The sequence below is a fragment of the Burkholderia sp. ZZQ-2 genome, assembly GCF_050768715.1.
In the GTDB taxonomy this organism is placed as follows: domain Bacteria; phylum Pseudomonadota; class Gammaproteobacteria; order Burkholderiales; family Burkholderiaceae; genus Burkholderia; species Burkholderia cepacia.
Window position 1 is genome coordinate 17,750 of sequence record NZ_LDVA01000293.1, and the last position, 23,694, is coordinate 41,443.

At 65.2% G+C, this 23,694-nt stretch carries 17 protein-coding genes and 1 tRNA gene; 14 read left to right on the plus strand and 4 right to left on the minus strand.

From position 1 onward, the window contains the following. From polA to ABY44_RS25270, 3 genes are all read left to right on the plus strand, one after another. Positions 1-2,754, plus strand: a complete 2,754-nt coding sequence (gene polA, locus ABY44_RS25260; RefSeq protein ID WP_060173133.1) for a DNA polymerase I — start codon at positions 1-3, stop codon at positions 2,752-2,754. 271 nt (positions 2,755-3,025) lie between these two features. Further along, positions 3,026-4,360: an NAD(P)/FAD-dependent oxidoreductase gene (locus ABY44_RS25265; RefSeq protein WP_042975832.1), complete on the plus strand. Its 1,335-nt coding sequence runs from the start codon at positions 3,026-3,028 to the stop codon at positions 4,358-4,360. A 418-nt stretch (positions 4,361-4,778) separates the two neighbouring features. After that, the gene (locus ABY44_RS25270) at positions 4,779-5,654 is read left to right on the plus strand and encodes a dienelactone hydrolase family protein (protein WP_021160848.1); all 876 of its coding nucleotides are present in this window, start codon (positions 4,779-4,781) and stop codon (positions 5,652-5,654) included. Positions 5,655-5,697: 43 nt separating this feature from the next. Here ABY44_RS25270 and ABY44_RS25275 read toward each other — a convergent pair whose 3' ends face one another. Both ABY44_RS25275 and ABY44_RS25280 read right to left on the minus strand, forming a co-directional pair. Beyond that, the gene (locus ABY44_RS25275; protein ID WP_059693931.1) at positions 5,698-6,567 is read right to left on the minus strand and encodes a sulfurtransferase; all 870 of its coding nucleotides are present in this window, start codon (positions 6,565-6,567) and stop codon (positions 5,698-5,700) included. 117 nt (positions 6,568-6,684) lie between these two features. Next, a complete protein-coding gene (locus ABY44_RS25280; protein WP_027791078.1) occupies positions 6,685-7,791 on the minus strand; it encodes an aromatic ring-hydroxylating oxygenase subunit alpha in 1,107 nt (368 codons plus the stop codon). 271 nt (positions 7,792-8,062) lie between these two features. Here ABY44_RS25280 and ABY44_RS25285 point away from each other — a divergent pair, with 271 nt between their 5' ends. The 4 genes from ABY44_RS25285 (at position 8,063) to folE2 (ending at position 12,187) form a co-directional block, all read left to right on the plus strand. Continuing rightward, positions 8,063-8,356, plus strand: a complete 294-nt coding sequence (locus ABY44_RS25285) for an exodeoxyribonuclease VII small subunit (protein ID WP_027791079.1) — start codon at positions 8,063-8,065, stop codon at positions 8,354-8,356. Then, the gene (locus ABY44_RS25290; RefSeq protein WP_027791080.1) at positions 8,353-9,237 is read left to right on the plus strand and encodes a polyprenyl synthetase family protein; all 885 of its coding nucleotides are present in this window, start codon (positions 8,353-8,355) and stop codon (positions 9,235-9,237) included. Before ABY44_RS25285 ends, ABY44_RS25290 begins: the two co-directional genes overlap by 4 nt. 81 nt (positions 9,238-9,318) lie before the next feature. Continuing rightward, positions 9,319-11,223: a 1-deoxy-D-xylulose-5-phosphate synthase gene (gene dxs / locus ABY44_RS25295; protein WP_021160852.1), complete on the plus strand. Its 1,905-nt coding sequence runs from the start codon at positions 9,319-9,321 to the stop codon at positions 11,221-11,223. Positions 11,224-11,377: 154 nt separating this feature from the next. Continuing rightward, complete coding sequence (folE2, locus tag ABY44_RS25300; RefSeq protein ID WP_021160853.1) at positions 11,378-12,187, plus strand: GTP cyclohydrolase FolE2; 810 nt, start codon at positions 11,378-11,380, stop codon at positions 12,185-12,187. A gap of 91 nt (positions 12,188-12,278) precedes the next feature. Here the strand turns inward: folE2 and tsaD are convergent, their stop codons facing one another. After that, positions 12,279-13,319 (minus strand): tRNA (adenosine(37)-N6)-threonylcarbamoyltransferase complex transferase subunit TsaD, encoded by a 1,041-nt coding sequence (tsaD, locus tag ABY44_RS25305; RefSeq protein ID WP_027791081.1) that lies wholly within the window; start codon positions 13,317-13,319, stop codon positions 12,279-12,281. 130 nt (positions 13,320-13,449) lie between these two features. Here tsaD and ABY44_RS25310 point away from each other — a divergent pair, with 130 nt between their 5' ends. From ABY44_RS25310 to ABY44_RS25340, 7 genes are all read left to right on the plus strand, one after another. Continuing rightward, positions 13,450-14,670 (plus strand): NAD(P)/FAD-dependent oxidoreductase, encoded by a 1,221-nt coding sequence (locus tag ABY44_RS25310; protein ID WP_027791082.1) that lies wholly within the window; start codon positions 13,450-13,452, stop codon positions 14,668-14,670. A 106-nt stretch (positions 14,671-14,776) separates the two neighbouring features. After that, complete coding sequence (gene rpsU / locus ABY44_RS25315; protein ID WP_006479415.1) at positions 14,777-14,989, plus strand: 30S ribosomal protein S21; 213 nt, start codon at positions 14,777-14,779, stop codon at positions 14,987-14,989. 210 nt (positions 14,990-15,199) lie between these two features. Then, positions 15,200-15,646, plus strand: coding sequence for a GatB/YqeY domain-containing protein (locus tag ABY44_RS25320; RefSeq protein WP_021160855.1), 447 nt, complete (start codon positions 15,200-15,202; stop codon positions 15,644-15,646). Positions 15,647-15,716: 70 nt separating this feature from the next. Continuing rightward, the gene (gene dnaG / locus ABY44_RS25325) at positions 15,717-17,594 is read left to right on the plus strand and encodes a DNA primase (RefSeq protein ID WP_059694334.1); all 1,878 of its coding nucleotides are present in this window, start codon (positions 15,717-15,719) and stop codon (positions 17,592-17,594) included. An 88-nt stretch (positions 17,595-17,682) separates the two neighbouring features. After that, complete coding sequence (gene rpoD / locus ABY44_RS25330) at positions 17,683-20,106, plus strand: RNA polymerase sigma factor RpoD (protein ID WP_081064669.1); 2,424 nt, start codon at positions 17,683-17,685, stop codon at positions 20,104-20,106. 129 nt (positions 20,107-20,235) lie between these two features. Further along, a tRNA-Ile gene (locus ABY44_RS25335) sits at positions 20,236-20,311 on the plus strand. Between the two features lie 253 nt (positions 20,312-20,564). After that, positions 20,565-22,115 carry a phospholipase D family protein gene (locus tag ABY44_RS25340; protein WP_059693970.1) on the plus strand — a complete coding sequence of 517 codons (1,551 nt, stop codon included), beginning with the start codon at positions 20,565-20,567 and terminating at the stop codon, positions 22,113-22,115. 22 nt (positions 22,116-22,137) lie between these two features. Here the strand turns inward: ABY44_RS25340 and ABY44_RS25345 are convergent, their stop codons facing one another. Beyond that, positions 22,138-23,604, minus strand: a complete 1,467-nt coding sequence (locus ABY44_RS25345; protein WP_060173134.1) for a PLP-dependent aminotransferase family protein — start codon at positions 23,602-23,604, stop codon at positions 22,138-22,140. Positions 23,605-23,694 lie beyond the last annotated feature (90 nt).

A 23,694-nucleotide genomic window follows, 5' to 3' on the forward strand; every position in this document is an offset into this window, starting at 1 on the left:
ATGCCTGAAGAACGAAATCTGGAAGGTAAGACCCTGCTATTGGTTGACGGTTCGAGCTATCTGTATCGGGCTTACCATGCGATGCCTGATTTGCGTGGCCCTGGCGGGGAGCCGACCGGAGCGCTCTACGGAATCATCAACATGCTGCGCCGTATGCGCAAGGAAGTCAGTGCAGAGTATAGCGCTTGCGTGTTCGATGCAAAGGGCAAGACGTTCCGTGACGACCTTTATGCCGACTATAAGGCAAACCGTCCGTCGATGCCGCCCGATCTTGCGTTGCAGGTCGAGCCGATCCACGGCGCCGTGCGTGCGCTCGGCTGGCCGCTGCTGATGGTCGAAGGCGTCGAGGCCGACGACGTGATCGGCACGCTCGCGCGCGAAGCCGAGCGGCACGGGATGAACGTGATCGTGTCGACGGGCGACAAGGATCTCGCACAGCTCGTGACCGACCGCGTCACGCTCGTCAACACGATGACCAACGAGACGCTCGATCGCGACGGCGTGATCGCGAAGTTCGGCGTGCCGCCCGAGCGGATCATCGATTACCTCGCGCTGATCGGCGACACCGTCGACAACGTGCCGGGCGTCGAGAAGTGCGGGCCGAAGACGGCCGTGAAATGGCTGGCCCAATACGACAGCCTCGACGGCGTGATCGAGCATGCGGGCGACATCAAGGGCGTGGTCGGCGACAACCTGCGCCGCGCGCTCGACTTCCTGCCGCTCGGCCGCAAGCTCGTGACCGTCGAGACGGCCTGCGATCTCGCGCCGCACCTCGAATCGATCGAGGCGTCGTTGAAGACGGACGGCGAAGCCCGCGACATGATGCGCGACATCTTCGCGCGTTACGGCTTCAAGACCTGGCTGCGCGAAGTCGACAGCGCGCCGGCCGAAGGCGGCGGCGCCGATGCGCCGGAAGGCGAGCCGGCGCCGGTGGTGGCAGCCGACATCGTCCGCGAATACGACACGATCCAGACCTGGGAGCAGTTCGACGCGTGGTTCGCCAAGATCGACACGGCCGCGCTGACCGCGTTCGACACCGAGACGACTTCGCTCGACCCGATGCTCGCCCGGCTCGTCGGCCTGTCGTTCTCGATCGAGCCGGGCAAGGCGGCATACCTGCCGGTTGCGCACCGCGGTCCCGACATGCCCGAACAGCTTCCGATCGACGAAGTGCTCGCGCGCCTGAAGCCGTGGCTCGAATCGGCCGATCGCAAGAAGGTCGGCCAGCACCTGAAATACGACGCGCAGGTGCTCGCGAACTACGACATCGAACTGAACGGCATCGAGCACGACACGCTGCTCGAATCGTACGTCGTCGAATCGCACCGCACGCACGACATGGACAGCCTCGCGCTGCGTCATCTGGGCGTCAAGACGATCAAGTACGAAGACGTGGCCGGCAAGGGCGCGAAGCAGATCGGTTTCGACGAAGTGGCGCTTGCGGAGGCCGCCGCATACGCGGCCGAAGATGCGGACATCACGCTGCAGCTGCATCACGTGCTGTATCCGCAGGTTGCACGCGAACCGGGCCTCGAGCGCGTGTATCGCGAGATCGAAATGCCCGTGTCGCTCGTGCTGCGCAAGATGGAACGCACGGGCGTGCTGATCGACGATGCGCGCCTGCAGGCGCAGAGCACCGAAATCGCGACGCGCCTGATCGAGCTCGAAGGGCAGGCGTACGAACTGGCCGGCGGCGAATTCAATCTCGGCTCGCCGAAACAGATCGGGCAGATTTTCTTCGAGAAGCTGCAACTGCCGGTCGTGAAAAAGACGCCGAGCGGCGCGCCGTCGACCGACGAGGAAGTGCTGCAGAAACTGGCCGAGGACTACCCGCTGCCGAAGCTGCTGCTCGAGCATCGCGGGCTGTCGAAGCTGAAGTCGACCTATACCGACAAGCTGCCGCGCATGGTGAACCCGTCCACGGGCCGCGTGCACACGAACTACGCGCAGGCCGTCGCGGTCACGGGCCGTCTTGCGTCGAACGATCCCAATCTTCAGAACATTCCGGTGCGCACGGCCGAGGGCCGGCGGATCCGCGAGGCGTTCATCGCCTCGCCGGGCCACCGGATCGTGTCGGCCGATTATTCGCAGATCGAACTGCGGATCATGGCGCATATTTCGGGCGATGCGTCGCTGCTGCGCGCGTTCTCGCAGGGCGAAGACATTCACCGCGCAACGGCCGCCGAGGTGTTCGGCGTGACGCCGCTGGAGGTCAATTCCGACCAGCGCCGGATCGCGAAGGTGATCAACTTCGGGCTCATCTACGGGATGAGCGCGTTCGGGCTCGCATCGAACCTCGGCATTACGCGTGATGCGGCGAAGCTCTATATCGACCGGTATTTCGCCCGTTATCCGGGCGTCGCGCAGTACATGGAAGACACGCGCTCGGTGGCGAAGGAGAAGGGCTACGTCGAAACCGTTTTCGGTCGCCGCCTGTGGCTGCCCGAGATCAACGGCGGCAACGGGCCGCGCCGCCAGGCAGCCGAGCGCGCGGCGATCAATGCGCCGATGCAGGGCACGGCGGCCGACCTGATCAAGCTGTCGATGATCGCGGTTGACGACTGGCTCACGCGCGACAAGCTTGCGTCGCGGATGATCATGCAGGTGCACGATGAACTGGTGCTCGAGGTACCCGACGGCGAGCTGTCGCTGGTGCGCGAGAAACTGCCGGAAATGATGTGCGGCGTGGCGAAGCTCAAGGTGCCGCTCGTCGCCGAAGTGGGTGCCGGCGCGAACTGGGAAGAGGCACACTGACGCACCGCCACGCGGTTCCCGATTCCTGCGGCATATTGTTGCAGGGATGCTGAATATCGAGATGGTTTGCTTGTGGTCAACGCGCAAGCTCCCGGACAATGCATGTCATGGACACGGGGGCTTGCGCGCCCCGCGTTCCCGGGGCGGTCGTATCGAAGTGCTTCGAACTGCACATCGATGATGTCCGAACCGGTTAATCCAACGGGTGGCGCGAATGCATCGCGTTCGCACTGTCCGGCGGCAGCAGTTTCGAATCGCAAAGGGGGAACAGATGCATCGGATCATTATCGTAGGCGGAGGCGCGGGCGGCCTGGAACTGGCGACGCGGCTCGGCGACCGTTACGGCGCGCGCGGCAATCGTCCCGCGCGTGCGCTTGTCACGCTCGTCGACCGCAATCCGACCCACATCTGGAAACCGCTGCTGCATGAGGTCGCGGCCGGCAGCATGGATCCGTTCACGCAGGAGCTCGAATATGCAGCGCAGGCGCGCTGGCATGGCTTCGAATTCCAGCAGGGCGAACTGACCGGGCTCGACCGCGCGGCGAAACGCTTGACGCTGTCACCCATCAACGACAGCGACGGCGAGGAATTGCTGCCGGCGCGCGAGCTGGAATACGACACGCTCGTGATCGCGATCGGCAGCACGACCCACTTCTTCGGCGTGCAGGGCGCATCGGAAAACGCGATCGCGCTCGATACGGTCGGCGAGGCCGAGCGTTTCCGCAAGCGGCTGATCGCCGCGTGCATGCGTGCGGAACATCAGGCGCCGGCGCCGACTGCGCCGGGCGAGGCGGCCGAGCCGCGCATCCAGGTCGTGATCGTCGGTGGCGGCGCGACGGGCGTCGAGTTGTCCGCCGAGTTGCGCAACACCGCGCAGGTGTTGTCGGCCTACGGGCTGCACAAGCTCGACCCGCGGCACGACGTCGGCATCGTGCTGATCGAATCGGGGCCGCGAATTCTCCCGGCGTTGCCGGAGCGCGTGTCGTCGGCGACGGCCGAACTGCTCGAAAAGATCGGCGTGCGGCTGATGCTTGCCGAGCGCGTGACCGAGGTGGCGCCCGGGGCTGTCCACACGGCGAGCGGCAAGACGGTGCGTGCCGACCTGACGGTCTGGGCCGCAGGCATCAAGGCGCCGTCCGTGCTCGCCAATCTCGATGGCCTTCAGGTCAACAAGCTCGGCCAGCTTGACGTGCGCCGCACGCTGCAGACCTTTACCGACGACAACGTGTTCGCGCTAGGCGATTGTGCGGCATGCGCATGGCCCGGCAACGAGCGCAACGTGCCGCCGCGCGCGCAGGCTGCGCACCAGCAGGCGAGCTTCCTGCTGAAGGCAATCGGCTGTCGGCTCGACGGGCGCCCGCTGCCCGAATTCACCTATCGCGACCTGGGCTCGCTCGTGTCGCTCGGCCATTTCAGCGCGGTCGGCAACCTGATGGGCGGGCTGATCGGCGGCAACATGCTGATCGAAGGGCTGTTCGCGCGCTTCATGTACATGTCGCTGTACCGGATGCACATCGCCGCGCTGCACGGCTATCCGCGCATGATGCTCGACACGGTTGCGCACTGGCTGCGGCGCACGACGCTGCCGCGCGTCAAGTTGCACTGAGCGCACGTTCGCGCGGGAAGCGGGCGGGGAGCGCACGTCGTGCGTAGTCCCTGCCCGTCGTTCTTTGCGGGCTGCCGTGCCGGCGTGTGACGGGCAACATCGATCGCGTGTTTTTCGTTTCAATTCGCCAGCATCCGATCGCTCGACGGCGATCGACATGCGGCTTGTTGCATCGCGATTCGATGGGGCGCCTGCGGTTTTTTGCGCGGCGATCGGCGTGTCGAAGCAACACGCCGTAATCGAGTCTTACATATCCGACAGTTGACGTGACAACGGATTATTGGGCATCTTGTCCGGGTTTCCGTTTGCGGCGGGGNGGGGTGCCAACCGCCGCGACATCCGCGCCGCATGCCGGCGCGATGCCACGTCATGCCGTATCCGCGATCGTGACGGCGGCGCCCAATCGAGGAGTGCATTCATGTTGAAACCCGAAGTCGACAGCCTGGTTCCCCACGTTCCGTTCTCGCGCCGCAAGTTCATGCAGGCCGCGCTGGGCGGTGCCTTCGCAGCGGCGGTGCTGCCCGTGTCGGCGCAGACGGTCACGACCGACAGCGAAGGGCTGGACGTCGACACCGTCGAGATCCGCTCGGGAGACGCGAGCGTGCCCGCGTATCGCGCGCAGCCGAAGGACAAGACGAACCTGCCGGTCGTCATCGTGATTCACGAGATCTTCGGCGTGCACGCGCACATCGCCGACGTCTGCCGCCGCTTCGCGAAGCTCGGTTATCTCGCCATCGCGCCCGACCTGTTCGTACGGCAGGGCAATGCGGCGAAGTATCCGACGATCAAGGATCTGTCCGAGCACATCATCAGCAAGGTACCGGACCGGCAGGTGACCGAGGATCTCGATGCGACCGTCGCGTGGGCCGGCAAGAACGGCGGCGACCTGTCGCGTCTCGGCGTGGTCGGGTTCTGCTGGGGCGGCCGTCAGAGCTGGCTGTATGCCGAGCACAACCCGCACGTGCGTGCGGCCGTTGCATGGTACGGGTTCGTCGAAGGCAAGACCGACGAGATGACGCCGTTCAACCCGGTCGATCATGCATCGTTGCTGAAGGTGCCCGTGCTCGGGCTCTACGGCGAGAAGGACGCGAACATCACGCAGGCATCGCTCGCCGACATGCGCAAGGCGATCCAGGCGAGCGATTCGAAGCTCGCGCGCGAATCGGAGATCGTCGTGTATCCGGATGCCGGCCACGCGTTCTTTGCCGATTACCGGCCGAGCTATGTGAAGGCCGATGCGGAGGAGAGCTGGAAGCGCGCGATCGCGTGGTTCCACAAGTACGGCGTGATGTAACCGGCAAGCGGCGGCACATGCCGCCGCTGCGTTGCGACCGCGCTTACGGTGTCGGGCCGGTTGCGATCGGTCGCGACGGATCGGCGCTCCATTCGCTCCACGAGCCTGGATACAGCGACGCGCCGTGCAGACCCGCCACCTCCAGTGCAAGCGCATTGTGGCAGGCGGTGACGCCGGAGCCGCATTGCAGGATCACGCGGTTCGGTTCGGTGCCAGCCAGCACCGCGGAAAACGCTTCGCGCAGCTCATGGCCGGTCTTGAAGCGGCCGTCCGCGGCGAGGTTGTCCTTGAAGAAGCGGTTGCGCGCACCGGGGATGTGGCCGCCCACACGATCGATCGTTTCGTTTTCGCCGCGGTAGCGGTCGGGTGCGCGTGCATCGATCACGACGCGCGTGGGTGTGCTCACGTTGGCGAGCACGGCTGCCGCGTCGACCGTCGATTCGAGCGGCGCAGCCGCGCGGAAATCGCCGGCGGCCGGGTGCGGCACGTCGGTCGCCAGAGGCTGGCCGGCTGCTTCCCAGGCCTGCAGGCCGCCGTCGAGCACGGCGACCGAATCGTGGCCGAGCCAGCGCAGCAGCCACCACAGGCGCGCCGCATAGGCGCCGCCCTGTGCGTCGTACGCGACGACTTGCTGGCCCTGCTTGAGGCCTCGGCTCGCGAGCAGCGTGGCGAGTGCGTCGCGGGTCGGCAGTGGATGGCGGCCGTTGGTGCCCGTCTTGCGGCCGGACAGGTCGCGGTCGAGATGAAGATACTGTGCGCCGGGGATATGACCGGCCGCATACGCGGCTTCGCCGGCGGCGGGATCGACGAGATCGAAGCGACAATCGAACAGTGCGACGCTGCCGGGCGCCGCCGCCAGGCGCTCGGCGAGATTGGCGGCGGAAATGAGTGTGGTGTAGTGGGTGTGTGGCATGACGGCTCCCTGGAGTGCGAATGGCCTGACATTCCAAGTCTAAACAAAAAAAGACGGGCCGAAGCCCGTCTTTTCGTCTGCCGGATGCCGTGCGGCGTCAAAGCGCCGCACCGGCTGTCAGATGTCGCCGAGGTGGCGGCGCAGGAACTCGTGGAAGTGCTGCATGCCGTCTTCCATCGGGCTCTGGTACGGGCCGACCTGCGACTCGCCGCGTGCCATCAGCGCACGGCGGCCTGCGTCCATCCGCATCGCGATTTCGTCGTCCTCGACGGCCGTTTCCATATAGGCGGCGCGTTCCGCCTCGACGAATTCGCGTTCGAACAGCGCGATTTCCTCGGGGTAATAGAACTCGACGATGTTGGTCGTCTTTTGCGGGCCGCGCGGGATCAGCCACGACACGACGAGCACGTGCGGATACCACTCGATCATCAGGCCCGGGTAGTAGACCATCCAGATCGCGCCGAACTCCGGCGGCACGCCGTTGCGGAACTTGAGCACCTGCTCGTGCCATTTCTGGTAAGTCGCGCTGCCCGGTTTCGCGAGGGCGTTGTGCACGCCGACCGTCTGCACGCTGTACCAGTCGCCGAACTCCCACTTGAGGTCGTCGCACGACACGAAGCTGCCGAGGCCCGGGTGGAACGGGACGACATGGTAATCCTCGAGGTAGACCTCGATGAACGTCTTCCAGTTGTAATCGCACTCGTGCACTTCGACGTGATCGAAGTGGTATTCGGAGAAGTCGAAGTGATGCTTCGTGCCGAGATGGGCGAGATCGCGCGCGACGTTTCGGCCTTCGGCTTCGAACAGCAGCCCCTGCCAGTTCTGCAGCGGGCTCTTGCCGAGGTTCAGGCACGGCTTGTCGGGGAAGTGCGGCGCGCCGAGCAACTGGCCGTCCAGGTCGTACGTCCAGCGGTGCAGCGGGCACACGATGTTCTGCGTGTGGCCGCGCCCGTTGAGCATGATCGCCTGCCGGTGACGGCAGACGTTCGACAGCAGTTCGATCTGGTTCGCGGGGTTGCGGACCAGCACGCGACCTTCCTTCTCGGACGGCAGCGCAAAATAATCCCCCGCCTCGGGCACCATCAACTCGTGCCCGACGTAACGAGGTCCTTTCTTGAAGAGGGTTTCGATCTCGCGCTCGAGTAGCGCCTCATCGAAGTATGCAGTGACTGGAAGCTGGCTGTGGGCCGACTTCAACTGAAGCGCATCGCTCAGATTGGACATTCCCACTCCCGGTGTTAGCGTGAAAGCAGTGAACAACCCAACCATCGAAAAATCGATTTAGGGAAACGCGGAATTATACCCGGTTCGCCTCGCAAGGCCAGGATTAAGTGCCTGATTTGTGTCAATTTTTTGTCGGGCGGGAATCGGAAGGCGCACAATGTGCGTCGAAGGTGGGGCCGGAATATGTAGCCGGGTGCCCAAGACGGCAGGTCGGAAAATTCTCTTTTGCCGTAGAATGTCCGACTTGTTTTGAAATTTGACACCCTCGTCCATGGCGAAAACCGCATCCCCAGGCGCCACGCCGCCCGGCAATGGCACCGAACCGTTGCCGGACAATTACGAGACGGCGCTCGCGGAGCTCGAGACGCTGGTTGCCCGGATGGAAGGCGGCGCGTTGAGCCTCGAGGATTCGCTGACGGCGTATCGCCGCGGTGCGACCCTCGTTGCGTTTTGCCAACAGCAGCTTGAGAAAGTGGAACAGCAGGTTCGCGTGCTCGACGGCGCGACGCTGAAGCCGCTTTCGTCCGGAACGGCCGCCACGGACGGCGAAGACGACGATCTATGACATTCGAACAATGGATGCGGTCCGTGCTTGACCGTGTCGAGGACGCACTCGGCCACTATTTGCCCGCTGAAACCGCGGTGCCGGCGAAACTCCACGAGGCGATGCGCTACGCGGTCCTCGGCGGCGGCAAACGCGTTCGCCCGCTGCTGTGCCATGCAGCAGGCGAACTGACCGGCGCGACGGAAGCGGCGCGCAATGCGGCGGCGGCGGCACTGGAGATGATCCATGTCTACTCGCTCGTGCACGACGACATGCCGTGCATGGACGACGACGCACTGCGTCGCGGCAAGCCGACCGTGCACGTGCAGTACGACGAGCCGACGGCACTGCTGGTCGGCGACGCGCTGCAGTCGCAGGCGTTCGTTGCGCTGACCGACGCCGCTGCGCTGTCGCCGGTGCAGCAGGCCGCGCTCGTGCGCGAGCTGGCGCTGGCGAGCGGCTCGATCGGCATGGCCGGCGGGCAGGCGATCGACCTGGCGAGCGTCGGCCTCAAGCTGACGCGCGAGCAGCTCGAGACGATGCACCGGATGAAGACGGGCGCACTGTTGCGCGCGGCCGTGCGGATGGGCGCGCTGGCCGGCGAGACGCCGTCGGCGGAAACGATGGCGGCGCTCGATGTGTACGCAGGGGCCGTGGGTCTGGCCTTCCAGGTCGTCGACGACATTCTCGACGTCACGACCGATTCGGCGACGCTCGGCAAGACGGCCGGCAAGGATGCGGCGAACGACAAGCCGACCTATGTATCGATCCTCGGCCTCGAGGCGTCGCGCGAGCTCGCAGCACAACTGCGCGCCGAAGCGCACGACGCGCTGAAACCGTTCGGCGCACGCGCTCAGCGTCTCGCCGAACTTGCCGACCTGGTAGTGAACCGGGTCAGCTGACGCGAAAGCCCGCCGCCGCGCACATGCTACGGTGCGTGCAACAGAATGCGGGCGCGTTTGATTTCCTACAATGGAACGACGATGTACGACTTGCTGAAAACCATCGACGACCCGGCGGACTTGCGCCGCCTCGATCGTCGCCAACTTCAACCGCTCGCGGATGAACTGCGCGCGTTCGTGCTCGACAGTGTGTCGAAGACGGGCGGCCATTTGTCGTCCAATCTCGGGACGGTCGAGCTGACGATCGCGTTGCACTACGTGTTCAACACGCCGAACGATCGCATCGTCTGGGACGTGGGGCACCAGACCTACCCGCACAAGATCCTGACGGGGCGTCGCGACCAGATGCATTCGCTGCGTCAGCAGGACGGCATCTCGGGTTTCCCGCGCCGTTCGGAGTCGGAATACGACACATTCGGCACCGCGCACTCGAGCACGTCGATCTCGGCCGCGCTCGGCATGGCGATCGGCAGCCAGCTGAACGGCGACGACCGCTTCTCGATCGCCGTGATCGGCGACGGTGCGATGACGGCCGGCATGGCGTTCGAGGCGATGAACAACGCGGGCGTGTCGGAAGACGCGAAAGTGCTCGTGATCCTCAACGACAACGACATGTCGATCTCGCCGCCGGTCGGTGCGCTGAATCGCCATCTCGCGCGCCTGATGTCGGGCCGTTTCTATGCGGCTGCGCGCGCGGGCGTCGAGCGCGTGCTGAGCGTTGCACCGCCGGTGCTCGAACTCGCACGCAAGCTCGAGGAGCACGCGAAGGGCATGGTCGTGCCGGCCACGCTGTTCGAAGAGTTCGGCTTCAACTACATCGGCCCGATCGACGGTCACGATCTCGATTCGCTGATCCCGACGCTGCAGAACATCCGCGAACTGCGCGGCCCGCAGTTCCTGCACGTGGTGACGAAGAAAGGCCAGGGCTACAAGCTCGCCGAAGCCGATCCCGTGCTCTACCACGGCCCGGGCAAGTTCAATCCGGCCGAAGGCATCAAGCCGTCCGCCACGCCCGCGAAGAAGACGTACACGCAAGTGTTCGGCGAGTGGCTGTGCGATGAAGCCGAGCGCGACACGCGCGTGGTCGGCATCACGCCGGCGATGCGCGAAGGCTCGGGCATGGTCGAATTCGAGAAGCGCTTCAAGGATCGCTACTACGACGTCGGCATCGCCGAGCAGCACGCGGTGACGTTCGCGGGCGGCCTCGCGACCGAAGGGCTCAAGCCGGTCGTCGCGATCTACTCGACGTTCTTGCAACGTGCGTACGATCAGCTGATCCACGACGTTGCGCTGCAGAACCTGCCGGTCGTGTTCGCGATCGACCGCGCGGGCCTCGTCGGCGCGGACGGCGCGACGCATGCGGGCGCGTACGATCTCGCGTTCATGCGCTGCATTCCGAACATGACGATCATGGCCGCATCCGACGAGAACGAATGCCGCCAGATGCTGCACACGGCGCTGCAACAGCCGAACCCGACCGCGGTGCGTTATCCGCGCGGCGCGGGTACGGGCGTGGCGACGGTGAAGGAGTTCACCGAGATCCCGCTCGGCAAGGGTGAAGTGCGTCGCCACACGTCGCAGCCGGAAGGCAAGCGCGTCGCGATCCTCGCGTTCGGCACGATGGTCGCACCGTCGCTTGCCGCCGCCGAGGAACTCGATGCAACCGTCGCGAACATGCGTTTCGTGAAGCCGGTCGACGCTGCGCTCGTGCGTGAACTCGCCGAGACGCACGACTACCTCGTCACGGTCGAGGAAGGTTGCGTGATGGGCGGCGCGGGCTCGGCCTGCGTGGAAGCCCTGATGGAGAGTGGGGTTATCCGACCCGTACTACAATTGGGCCTCCCTGACCTGTTCATCGATCACGGCGACCCCGCGAAGCTGCTGTCGCAATGCGGCCTCGACGGCGCGGGTATCGCGAAATCGATTCGCGAACGCTTTCTGAATCCGGCGGCCGATGTCGCCGGTCAGGCGAAGCGCGTCGCATAAGCTGGCGCCGCCCGCGGGCGGTGCCGGTGCGACTGGCGCGACCGGTCTTCATTGATGCGGAAAACATGGGCCTGCGGGCCCATGTTGCTTTTCCGGCTGCCGCATGACGCGGCGTGCGCGTCATCGAACGCGCGGCTTACAAGGATTGAACAAGATGAACCAGATGAATCCCGCCTTCGTGATGCCCGACGTGCAGAGCACGGTGGATACCCGCCAGATTCCGATTCAGCGCGTGGGCGTGAAGGCGGTCCGGCATCCGTTGACGGTGTGTACCGAAGGCGGCGACGTGCAGCCGACCGTCGGCGTCTGGAATCTCGACGTCCGCCTGCCGGCCGACCAGAAGGGTACGCACATGTCGCGCTTCGTCGCGCTGCTCGAAGAGAACCGTGCGCCGTTGACGGTCGAGCGTTTTCGCGCGATGCTTGCGTCGATGCTCGAGAAGCTGGAAGCCGAGGCGGGCCGCATCGAGGTCACGTTCCCGTACTTCGTGAACAAGACGGCGCCGGTGTCGGGTGTGCAGAGCCTGCTCGACTATGAAGTGACGCTCGCGGGCGAAAGCCGCAACGGCGACACGCGCCTGTTCCTCAAGGTGCTCGTGCCGGTGACGAGCCTGTGCCCGTGCTCGAAGAAGATCTCGCAATACGGCGCGCACAACCAGCGCTCGCACGTGACCATCGACGCGGAGCTCGCGGCCGACCTGCCGGTCGAGGCGCTGATCCGCATCGCGGAGGAAGAGGCATCGTGCGAGCTGTGGGGCCTGTTGAAGCGTCCGGACGAGAAGTTCGTCACCGAGCGCGCATACGAGAACCCGAAGTTCGTCGAGGATCTCGTGCGCGACGTCGCGCAGCGTCTCGACGCGGACGAGCGCGTGGTCGCGTATGTGCTCGAAGCCGAGAACTTCGAGTCGATCCACAATCACAGCGCGTATGCGTTGATCGAACGCGACAAGCGGCAGGCTGCATAACGCTGCGTCGTTTTGCCGCGCCGATGAAAAAGGCCGCTCGTATGAGCGGCCTTTTCGTTTGTCGGTGTGGCGTTGTGTCGCGGGGCGTCGCTCAGCGTGCGAGCGACGCGAGATCCCAGCGCGGCTTCACCGTGAAGGCATAGTCGGCATTCGCCTGCTCGGGCCAGCGGCCGAGCCGCAATGCGCCCGCGAGCGCGATCATTGCGCCGTTGTCGGTGCAGAGCGCGAGGTCGGGGTAGTGCACGTCGAAACCGCGCTTGGTCGCGGCGGCCGACAGCGCGGCGCGCAACTGGCGGTTCGCGCCGACGCCGCCCGCGACCACGAGGCGCTTGAGCTTCGTCTTCTTCAGCGCGGCGAGCGACTTCGCGACGAGCACGTCGACGGCCGCGTCGACGAAGCCGCGCGCGAGGTCGGCCTTCGCGCGTTCGAGCGCTTCGCCCTCCAGCTTCGCCGCTTCGAATTTCTTCATCTGTGTGAGCACGGCCGTCTTCAGGCCGCTGAAGCTGAAGTCGAGATCGCCCGAATGCAGCATCGGGCGCGGCAGCACGACCGCACCCGGCGTGCCGGTTTCGGCGAGCTTCGAGACTTCCGGGCCGCCCGGGTAGCCGAGGCCGATCAGCTTGGCCGTCTTGTCGAATGCTTCGCCGGCCGCGTCGTCGAGCGTTTCGCCGAGCGTCTCGTACACGCCGACGTCGGTCACGCGCATCAGTTGCGTGTGGCCGCCGGACACCAGCAGTGCGACGAACGGGAACGGCGGCGGCTCGTCGACGAGCAGCGGCGACAGCAGGTGGCCTTCGAGGTGATGGATGCCGACGGTCGGCTTGTTCCAGGCAAGCGCGAGCGCATTCGCGATGCTTGCGCCGACCAGCAGCGCGCCGGCGAGGCCGGGGCCCTGGGTGAACGCGATCGCGTCGATGTCGTCGCGGCGCGTGCCGCTTTGCGCCATCACTTCCTCGAGTAGCGGCAGCGCGCGGCGGATGTGGTCGCGTGACGCGAGTTCGGGCACGACGCCGCCGTACTCGCGGTGCATCGCGATCTGCGAATGGAGCGCGTGCGCGAGCAGGCCGCGCTGCGTGTCGTAGAGCGCGAGGCCGGTTTCGTCACAGGAGCTTTCGATGCCGAGAACGAGCATGGGTGCGGGCAGGGCGCGCCGTATCGAGCGCGCCGCGGGAAGGTCAACGTAACCGGAAATTATAGCAGGCGGGGGCAGGTCGTCGTCGCAGGCAGCCCGGGCCGGAGGCTGGGCAGGTACAATCCGCGCCATGGAAACCTATGACATCGCCGTGATCGGCGCGGGCGCCGCCGGGATGATGAGCGCCGCGGTTGCCGGGCAGCTCGGCCGCCGCGTCGTGCTGATCGACCACGCGCCGCGGCTCGCCGAGAAGATCCGCATCTCGGGCGGCGGCCGCTGCAACTTCACGAATCTTTACGCAGGCCCCGACAACTATTTGTCGGCGAATCCGCATTTCGCGCGCTCGGCGCTGGCGCGCTATACGCCGCGCGACTTCCTCGGGCTGCTCAAGCGCCATCATGTGACCTGGCACGAAAAGCACAAGGGCCAGCTCTTTTGCGACCACGGCAGCGACGCGATCATCGACGTGCTGAAGCACGAGTGCGACGCGGGCGGCATCGCGTGGCGCAGGCCCGTCGTCGTCGACGCGGTGCGCCACGCGCCGGCCGACGGCTTCGCGCTCGACACGCAGCAGGCGGGGACGATCGGCGCGCGTGCACTGATCATCGCGACCGGCGGCCTGTCGATTCCGAAAATCGGCGCGACCGACTTCGGTTACCGGCTCGCCAAGCAGTTCGGCCATAAGCTGATCGACACGCGGCCCGCGCTCGTGCCGCTGACGTTCGCGCAGCAGGACTGGGAGCCGTTCGCGGCGTTGTCCGGTGTATCGCTCGAAGTGCGCGTATCGACCGGCGACAAGAAGCGCGGCGGAGAATTCGTCGAGGACCTGTTGCTGACCCATCGCGGCCTGTCCGGGCCAGGGATCCTGCAGATTTCGAGTTACTGGCAGCCGGGCGACCCGATCCGCGTCGACCTGTTGCCGCAACGCGATACGGTAGCCGACCTGCTCGACGCGAAGCGCACGTCGAAGCGCCAGATCGGTTCGCTGCTCGCGGACTGGGTGCCGTCGCGCCTCGCGCATGCGTGGCTCGACACGCATCGCGTTGCAGCCGACGCGCGGCTCGCGGACCTGCCCGACAAGACACTGCGCCAGATCGGCGACGCGCTGTCCGGCTGGACGCTGACGCCGAACGGCACCGAGGGCTACAAGAAAGCCGAAGTGACGAAGGGTGGGGTCGATACGCGCGACCTGTCGTCGGCGACGATGATGAGCACGCGTGTGCCGGGGCTGTTCTTCGTCGGCGAGGCGGTGGACGTGACGGGCTGGCTCGGCGGCTACAACTTCCAGTGGGCGTGGGCGTCCGGCACGGCGGCCGGGCAGGCTGCCGCGGAGTATTCGCGTGGCGCCTGACATGCCGGGCCGACGCCGTTTTGGCGGGACCAGGCCCCGTGCCTTTGGGCAATCGCTCTGCTATACTCGGTAGTCTTTCCCTGCAAACCTTTATTCGTGTCGGATCATGACGATCATTCGCGTTAAAGAGAACGAGCCGTTCGAAGTTGCAATGCGTCGCTTCAAGCGCACGATCGAGAAGAACGGGCTGTTGACCGAACTTCGCGCGCGCGAGTTTTACGAGAAGCCGACCGCGGAGCGCAAGCGCAAGAAGGCGGCAGCGGTGAAGCGTCATTACAAGCGTATCCGCAGCCAGACGCTGCCGAAGAAGCTGTACTGAACGATTGGGCGCCGCGCGGTTCGCTGAGCGGCGCACCGGCGACTCCGCGCGATCGGGCGATCGCGGAAGATCGAGCATGATCGTGCGACCGATCAGGCGAGCCGCCGATGCCGGATTCGAGCAACCCGCTTGAGACACAGTCCCAAGCGGGTTTTTGTGTTGACGCCCGTATGGCGGGCGTCGGATTCACGTTTCCTTCCCGGGTGAAAGATGAGTTTGAAAGAGCAGATCAGCGAAGACATGAAGGCCGCGATGCGCGCGAAGGAAAGCGAGCGCCTGGCAACGATTCGCTTGCTGATGGCCGCGATCAAGCAGCGCGAAGTCGACGATCAGATCACCCTCGACGACGCGGGCATCACGGCCGTGATCGACAAGATGATCAAGCAGCGCAAGGATTCGATTAGCCAGTTCCAGGCCGCCGGCCGTGACGACCTCGTCGCGAAGGAGCAGGCGGAACTGGTCGTGCTGAGCGGCTACATGCCCGAGCAGCTGTCGGAGGCCGAGGTGGCCGCCGAAGTCCAGGCCGCGGTCGCGCAGACGGGCGCCGCGGGCCCGCAGGACATGGGCAAGGTGATGGGCGTCCTGAAGGGCAAGCTCGCCGGCCGTGCCGACATGACGGCCATTTCCGCACTGGTCAAGGCCGCGCTTTCGAAGTAACACCTGTCTCCCCGGCGCGCGCGGTGCGTGCGCCGGGGTGTCGTATTGTCTTTTTTCGCTCGATCCCACGGTGATTCCGCATTCGTTCCTGCAGGATTTGCTGAACCGCGTCGATATCGTCGACGTGGTGGGCCGGTACGTGCAGCTCAAGAAGGGCGGCGCCAACTTCATGGGGCTGTGCCCGTTCCATAACGAGAAAAGCCCGTCGTTTACGGTCAGCCCGACCAAGCAGTTCTATCACTGCTTCGGCTGCGGCGCGCACGGCACGGCGATCGGCTTCCTGATGGAACACGCGGGGCTCACGTTCCCGGAAGCCGTGCAGGAGCTCGCGCAGTCGGTCGGCCTGACCGTGCCGCACGAGCCGTCGATGCGTGGCGGCGGCGGTGGGGGTGGCGGTGGCGGCGACTATCCGGCGCCGGTGTCGAAATCGGTTGCGACCGCGCTGTCCGATGCAATGACCGCCGCGTGCGACTACTACCGCAAGCAGTTGCGTGGCGCGACCGTCGCGATCCAGTACCTGAAAAACCGGGGCCTGACCGGCGAGATCGCCGCGCGCTTCGGGCTCGGCTATGCGCCGGACGGCTGGCAGAACCTCGAAGCTGCGTTCCCCGACTATCGCGACGAGTCGCTCGTCGAGTCGGGGCTCGTGATCGTCAGCGAGAAGACCGATGCGCAGGGCGTCGCGCGCCGCTACGACCGGTTCCGCGAGCGGATCATGTTCCCGATCCGCAATGTGAAGGGGCAGGTGATCGGCTTCGGCGGCCGCGTGCTCGGCAGCGGCGAGCCGAAGTACCTGAACTCGCCTGAAACCCCGTTGTTCAACAAAGGGAGCGAGCTGTACGGCCTGTTCGAGGCGCGGCTCGCGATTCGCGAGCGCAAGTACGTGCTGGTCGTCGAAGGCTACATGGACGTCGTCGCGCTCGCGCAGCTCGGGTTCCCGAACGCGGTCGCGACACTCGGCACAGCGTGTACGCCGATTCACGTGCAGAAGCTGCTGCGCCAGACCGATACGGTCATTTTCAGTTTCGACGGCGATTCGGCAGGACGGCGGGCAGCCCGGCGCGCGCTCGAGGCATGCCTGCCGCATGCCGGCGACAACCGTACGATCCGGTTCCTATTTTTGCCGGCCGAGCACGATCCGGACAGCTACGTGCGCGAATTCGGCGCGGATGCGTTCTCCGAACAGGTCGAGCGCGCGATGCCGCTGTCGCAATTTCTGCTGAACGAAGCAATTGCCGGCAAGGCGCTCGATCAGCCGGAAGGCCGCGCGAAGGCGTTGTTCGATGCGAAGCCGATGTTGCAGGCGCTGCCCGCGAACGCGTTGCGCGCGCAGATCATGCACATGTTCGCCGACCGCCTCGATATCCCGTTCGAGGAGGTTGCGGGGCTGTCCGACGTCGATACGCGGATCGCGGCGCCGCCGCGCCAGGCGCCTGCACGCAGCGAGCGGCGCCGCGTGACGGACAGCGAAAAGCGTGCGTTGCGCACGCTGGTGATGCATCCGCGCATCGCGTCGCAGCTCGACGATGAACAGCTTGCGACCCTGCGTGCGTTGCCGCGCATCGGCGAACTGTTCGCGGAGGTCGTCGATCATGCCCGCGCGCTGGGCGATGGCGCAGAATTCCGGCTGCTTTCCGATGTCCTGCGGACGTCCTCGAATGGAGCGACTTACGAGGAAATCTTCCGCGAAATTCTGGACTATGATGAAAACGTCCGCGATTTGCTGTTACAGAATCCGGAAGACGAGACGGTGCCCGAGCGGCAGCGTGAGCAGGAACGGATCGCGGGGGAGGAGTTGCAGGCCGCGGTGCTCAAGATGCGTTACGACGCTTGCTGCGACCGGCTTGACAGGCTGGCGCGGCAATCCACCTTCACACCCGAGGAATTGGCCGAATTGACGGAATTGAACCAGCAGCGAACCGACATGAAGCGTCGGCTTGGGCTGTAGGCGGCCGGGGAGCTTAGAGAGGGTTCCCCAGCGTGCTATAATATAAGGTTTCCAGCGGTTTGTTTTCTAAGCAGAGGCGAGAATCGCGATGGCAAAGACGACAGGCGGAAAGAAAGCAACAGGCAAGGGCTCGACGGAGCCGACCAAGAAGGTCACAGCGGCCAAGTCTGCTTCTTCCACCAGGACAACGTCTTCAGCCACGTCAGCCCCAGCAGGAAAAAAAACCGCGGCCGGCACTGCTCAGGCTGCGCCGGCGCCGGCAGCCAGAACACGGGCTGCCGCCAGACCCGACTCCGGGCCGGCCAAGCCGGCGGCGAAGCGGGCAAGTGCGAAAAGCGCAAGGGACACGACTGCCGCTGCGGACGAAACGGCAGTACGTACTACTCATGCACCCACGGTTCAACCGGCTGTCGTCCAGCAGCCGCGAGTCGATATAGCCGGTACGGCGAACTCCATGACCAAAAAGCTGAACGAAGTATCCGTCGAAGACGACGCAAATCAGAGCGACGAGCAGCCCGCAGCAGCAGCAGCGGCTGCACCGGGCAAATCCAAGGTGCGCGACCGTCGCGCCAAGGAAAAGGCGCTGCTGAAGGAAGCGTTCGCGACGAGCACGCCGGGTACGGCCGAGGAGCTCGAAGAGCGCCGCGTGAAGCTGCGCGCGCTGATCAAGCTCGGCAAGGAGCGCGGCTTCCTCACGTACGCCGAAATCAACGACCACCTGCCGGACAACTTCACCGAGACCGAAGCCCTCGAAGGCATCATCGGCACGTTCAACGACATGGGCGTGGCGGTCTACGAGCAGGCGCCGGACGCGGAAACGCTGCTCCTGAACGACAACGCGCCCGCCGCGTCGTCGGACGATGAAGTCGAAGAGGAAGCGGAAGTCGCGCTGTCCACCGTCGATTCGGAATTCGGCCGCACGACCGATCCGGTCCGGATGTACATGCGCGAAATGGGCACGGTCGAGCTGCTCACGCGCGAAGGCGAAATCGAGATCGCGAAGCGGATCGAGGACGGCCTGCGCCACATGGTGATGGCCATCTCCGCGTGCCCGACGACGATCGCCGACATCCTCGCGATGGCCGAACGCGTCGCGAACGAAGAGATCCGTGTCGACGAGCTCGTCGACGGCCTGCTCGATCCGAATGCTTCGGACTCCGCCGATACCGACGGCTTCTCCGCGAAGGAAGCGGAAGCCATCGAGAACGAGGACGAGGAAGCCGAAGAGGAAGAGGAAGAAGAGGAAGAGGAGGAAGACGACGGTGCCGCACAGGCATCGGCCAACGCCGCCCAGCTCGAAGCCCTCAAGCGTGCGTCGCTCGAGAAGTTCTCGCAGATCAGCGAGTGGTTCGACAAGATGCGCCGCGCGTTCGAAAAGGAAGGCTACAAGTCGAAGGCCTACCTGAAGGCGCAGGAAACGATCCAGACCGAACTGATGACGATCCGCTTCACCGCGCGTACCGTCGAACGCCTGTGCGACACGCTGCGTGCGCAGGTGGACGAAGTGCGTCAGGTCGAACGCCAGATCCTGCACATCGTCGTCGACAAGTGCGGCATGCCGCGTTCGGAATTCATCGCGCGCTTCCCGGGCAGCGAAACCGACCTCGACTGGGCCGAGAAGATCATGGCTGAAGGCCATTCGTACAGCGCGGTGCTGTCGCGTAACGTTCCAGCGATCCGCGAACAGCAGCAGCGCCTGCTCGACCTGCAGGCGCGTGTCGTGCTGCCGCTGAAGGACCTGAAGGAAACCAACCGCCAGATGGCGGCCGGCGAACTGAAGGCGCGCCAGGCGAAGCGTGAAATGACCGAGGCCAACCTGCGTCTCGTGATCTCGATCGCGAAGAAGTACACGAATCGCGGCCTGCAGTTCCTCGACCTGATCCAGGAAGGCAACATCGGCCTGATGAAGGCGGTCGACAAGTTCGAATACCGTCGCGGCTACAAGTTCTCGACCTATGCGACGTGGTGGATCCGCCAGGCCATCACGCGCTCGATCGCGGACCAGGCGCGCACGATCCGTATTCCGGTTCACATGATCGAGACGATCAACAAGATGAACCGCATCTCGCGGCAGATCCTGCAGGAAACCGGTCTCGAGCCGGATCCGGCAACGCTCGCCGAGAAGATGGAGATGCCGGAAGACAAGATCCGCAAGATCATGAAGATCGCGAAGGAGCCGATCTCGATGGAAACGCCGATCGGTGACGACGACGATTCCCATCTTGGCGACTTCATCGAGGACACCAACACAGTCGCGCCGGCGGATGCCGCGCTGCATGCGAGCATGCGCGACGTCGTGAAGGACGTGCTCGATTCGCTGACGCCGCGCGAGGCGAAGGTGCTGCGGATGCGCTTCGGTATCGAGATGAGCACCGATCACACGCTCGAGGAAGTCGGCAAGCAGTTCGACGTCACGCGTGAACGGATCCGTCAGATCGAGGCCAAGGCGCTGCGCAAGCTGCGTCACCCGAGCCGTTCCGACAAGCTGAAGTCGTTCCTCGAAGGGAACTGATTTCCAGCGTCTCTCCTGCGAACGCCGCCGGTATCCGCGTGATGCCGGTGGCGTTTGTCTCCTTTGTTGTTACAATGCCGGCCCGGCTTCTTTGCCGGGGCAGCGTGTGACACGCTTCGATTCTTTTCAGGGCTTGTAGCTCAGCGGTTAGAGCAGTCGACTCATAATCGATTGGTCGCGGGTTCGAACCCCGCCGGGCCCACCAGATTTCATGCGCGCGCTCGCGCCGCATGCCGAAAACCCGCGATGGCTTCATGCATCGCGGGTTTTTCTTTGTATGGACGCGTGCCGCGATCAGGAAAGTACCGAGAGGGTGCCGCGCCGCTGTCAATCGAAGTATGCTGTAGCGCGGCCGTTCCACACGCGACACCGGGTACGGCCGAACGAAAACCAGGCAGCCCCGCGATCCATCCGGCGGCGAGAACAAACAGACTTCGGCCGGGAGCGGGACGGCAATCATGACCATGCTGCGTTCGTGGGGTGCGATTCTTTCGTTGCTGGCGCTCGTCGCATGCGCGAGCCTGCCGCCGCAGGCCGATCGCGCGCCGACGCACGCGTACACCGATACGGACAACACGCGGCTGGGCGTAGCGTTCCGGCAGCAAGCCAGCGCCCATCCCGGGCAGGACGCGTTTCACCTGCTGACCGATCCGGTCGACGCGCTGGATGCGCGTGTGTTGCTTGCCGATCGCGCGGACCGGTCGCTCGACCTTCAGTACTACATCTGGCACGACGACCTGACCGGGCACGAACTGGCCGATGCGATCATTCGCGCGGCGGATCGCGGCGTCCGCGTCCGTGCGCTGCTCGACGATCTCGGCACGAACGCGGACGACCGCAAGCTGCTCGAGATCAGTTCGCACCCGAACATCGAGATTCGGCTGTTCAATCCAGTCGCCACGCGGCGGTTCAAGAAGATCGGCACGGTGTTCGAGTTCGCGCGCGTCAACCGGCGCATGCACAACAAGGCGATGATCGCGGACAACCAGGCAGCGATCATCGGCGGCCGCAATATCGGCGACGAGTATTTCGGCGCATCGTCGATGCTGGAGTTCGGCGATCTCGATGTCGTCGTCCACGGCCCGGTGGTGAAGGACATCTCGACCGAATTCGACACGTTCTGGAATTCCCCGTACGCGTATCCGATCAGCGCGCTGGTCGGGCACGAGGCGGCACCGGGCGGGCTGGACCGCGAGCGTGAACGGTTGCGCGACTACCTGAGGGCCATGGAGGACAATCCGTACGTGCTCGAGGCCAGGCAGCGACTCGACCGGATCGTTCACGGGCAGGGCACGGAACTGTCGTGGGGCCGCGCAACGGTGCTGTACGACGATCCGTCGAAGATCGCGCACGCGCCGAAAGACAGCGACGGGCATTTGATGCCGCAATTGCGGGCGCTCGCGTTGCAGCCCGAACATGACCTGCTGATCGTGTCGCCGTATTTCGTGCCGGGCAAGGATGTCGTCGAGCGGCTGCGCGCGCTCACGGCGCGCGGCGTGCGCGTCACGGTGCTGACCAACTCGCTCGCGTCGACCGACGTGGCGGCCGTGCATGCGGGCTACCGGCATTACCGGAGCGATCTCGTGGCAGCCGGCGTGCGGCTTTACGAACGGCGGCCGTCGGGCGACAAGAGCATCTCGAAGCAGGTCATCATCGGATCGTCGCGTGCGTCGCTGCATGCGAAGACCTACGTGTTCGACCACAAGAGCATTTTCATCGGATCGATGAATCTCGATCCGCGTTCGCTGAACCTCAATACGGAGATCGGCGTTTACTGCGAGAGCCCGGCGATTGCGTCGCAGGTGGCGAACGATCTGGAAGCGCGGCTCGATCTAATCGCGTGGCGCGTCGAGCCGAGGACCGATGCGGCGGGCAAGGGGCAGCTCAAGTGGATTCAGACCGATTCGAACGGGAAGGTCACCGAGCTCGATCACGAACCGGAAGTGTCGGCCGGGCGGCGGATGGAAGTCTGGTTTCTCGGGCTGTTTCCGCTGGAGTCGCAACTGTAAGCGACGATGCCGCGTGTGACGCTCAGCCGCGCGTGCAGCCCTGCGCGTCGATGACGGCAGCGAGCTGCATCGTCGCGGTCTCGATCGTCGTATCGCTCAGCCCGGAGTATCCCAGCACGAAGCCGTTGTACGGCCGGCCGTCGCCGACCCGGTAGCTGCTCAGCGGCTGAAGCAGCAGGCCACGCGCGGCTGCGGCGCGGGCGACGTCGGTATCGCGCAGCGGGAGCGCGAGGTCCGCCGACAGATGCATGCCGCCCGGGCTTTCCCGAACGCACAGCGCGGTGCCGAGGTGGCGGGCGAGTGCCGTTTCCAGGTTGTTCCGCCGCTCGGCATACAGCGTCCTCATCCTGCGCAGGTGCCGCGCAAAGAGGCCGGTGTCGATGAACTCGGCCATCGCGAGTTGATCGGCCGAGTGGCCGCGATGAACGAGTTCGCGCAGCGTTCGGGTGAAGCGCTCGACCAGAACCGGCGGAACCACCATGAAGCCGAGCCGAAGGGCGGGAAACATCGTCTTGCTGAAGGTGCCGAGATAGCAGACCGGTGCGTCGGCATGCAGGCCCTGGATCGCGGGCAGCGGCTCGCCGTCGTGGCGGAACTCGCTGTCGTAGTCGTCCTCGATGATCCACGCGCCGCACGCACGTGCGTGCTCGACGAGCGCCGCTCGCCGCCGGGGGCTCATCAGCGCGCCGAGCGGGTATTGATGCGATGGCGTCGTATAGATCAGCCGGGGTGGCCGGGAGCGCCACTGTTCGTCGGTGGGCGCCATTCCTTCGCGGTCGACCTCGATCGGCACGATATCGAGGCCGGTCGAGCGGAATGCGGTACGGGCGCCGTTGTAGCAGGGGTTCTCGAGCCAGCCGGGTTCGCCGGGATTCGCCAGCATACGCGCGCACAGTTCGAGGCTGCCTTGCGTGCCGTCGGTGATGAATACCTGGCCTGTTTCGCAGCGCACGCCTCGCGAGACGCGGATGTAGGCCGCCACGGCACGCCGCAATTCGGGCAGCCCTTCGACCGGACCGTATGCGAGCTGCGCGGGCTTGATGACTTTCCATGCGCGCTCGATGCAACGGCGCCATTGGGCAACCGGGAATTCATCGAGCGACGGAAGACCGGGGACGAACGGCAGCATGCGTTCGGGTTCGGGATCGGCGTTCTCCAGCCCGTGCACGCGCTCGGACAAGCGAACCGTGGCCGGCCCGCTCTCGAGCCCGGTGCTCGAACGGCCGCATCCGTCCCAGCGCGTGATCGTACCGTTGCGCGTGGCCGCCACGAAGCCTTCCTCGGCAAGTCGCTCGTACGCATAGACGGCCGAATTACGCGCGATGCCCAATTCCGCCGCGAGCACGCGGGTCGACACGAGCCGAGTGCCGGACGGGATGTGCCCGTCCAGCAGCATGTTGCGCAGGCTCCGGTAGAGGGCTTCCTGCTGGCTGTGGCGCGTCGTGCCCTCCTGTCTGGAAAGCGATGAGAGGAGCAGCGCGAGATCCATGGGCTGGTTCCAGAATTTTTCGGTGAGCTGGTTCTTTTGAAGATTCGGCGCGCATCGTATCGTTCACGTTCTCGCGGTGCCGGCCGGTGC

Excerpts from the sequence above, each read along its gene's own strand:
- polA (WP_060173133.1), top strand. The coding sequence starts at position 1 with ATGCCTGAAGAACGAAATCTGGAAGGTAAGACCCTGCTATTGGTTGAC.
- ABY44_RS25265 (WP_042975832.1), top strand. The coding sequence starts at position 3,026 with ATGCATCGGATCATTATCGTAGGCGGAGGCGCGGGCGGCCTGGAACTG.
- ABY44_RS25270 (WP_021160848.1), top strand. The coding sequence starts at position 4,779 with ATGTTGAAACCCGAAGTCGACAGCCTGGTTCCCCACGTTCCGTTCTCG.
- ABY44_RS25275 (WP_059693931.1), bottom strand. The coding sequence starts at position 6,567 with ATGCCACACACCCACTACACCACACTCATTTCCGCCGCCAATCTCGCC.
- ABY44_RS25280 (WP_027791078.1), bottom strand. The coding sequence starts at position 7,791 with ATGTCCAATCTGAGCGATGCGCTTCAGTTGAAGTCGGCCCACAGCCAG.
- ABY44_RS25285 (WP_027791079.1), top strand. The coding sequence starts at position 8,063 with ATGGCGAAAACCGCATCCCCAGGCGCCACGCCGCCCGGCAATGGCACC.
- ABY44_RS25290 (WP_027791080.1), top strand. The coding sequence starts at position 8,353 with ATGACATTCGAACAATGGATGCGGTCCGTGCTTGACCGTGTCGAGGAC.
- dxs (WP_021160852.1), top strand. The coding sequence starts at position 9,319 with ATGTACGACTTGCTGAAAACCATCGACGACCCGGCGGACTTGCGCCGC.
- folE2 (WP_021160853.1), top strand. The coding sequence starts at position 11,378 with ATGAACCAGATGAATCCCGCCTTCGTGATGCCCGACGTGCAGAGCACG.
- tsaD (WP_027791081.1), bottom strand. The coding sequence starts at position 13,319 with ATGCTCGTTCTCGGCATCGAAAGCTCCTGTGACGAAACCGGCCTCGCG.
- ABY44_RS25310 (WP_027791082.1), top strand. The coding sequence starts at position 13,450 with ATGGAAACCTATGACATCGCCGTGATCGGCGCGGGCGCCGCCGGGATG.
- rpsU (WP_006479415.1), top strand. The coding sequence starts at position 14,777 with ATGACGATCATTCGCGTTAAAGAGAACGAGCCGTTCGAAGTTGCAATG.
- ABY44_RS25320 (WP_021160855.1), top strand. The coding sequence starts at position 15,200 with ATGAGTTTGAAAGAGCAGATCAGCGAAGACATGAAGGCCGCGATGCGC.
- rpoD (WP_081064669.1), top strand. The coding sequence starts at position 17,683 with ATGGCAAAGACGACAGGCGGAAAGAAAGCAACAGGCAAGGGCTCGACG.
- ABY44_RS25340 (WP_059693970.1), top strand. The coding sequence starts at position 20,565 with ATGACCATGCTGCGTTCGTGGGGTGCGATTCTTTCGTTGCTGGCGCTC.
- ABY44_RS25345 (WP_060173134.1), bottom strand. The coding sequence starts at position 23,604 with ATGGATCTCGCGCTGCTCCTCTCATCGCTTTCCAGACAGGAGGGCACG.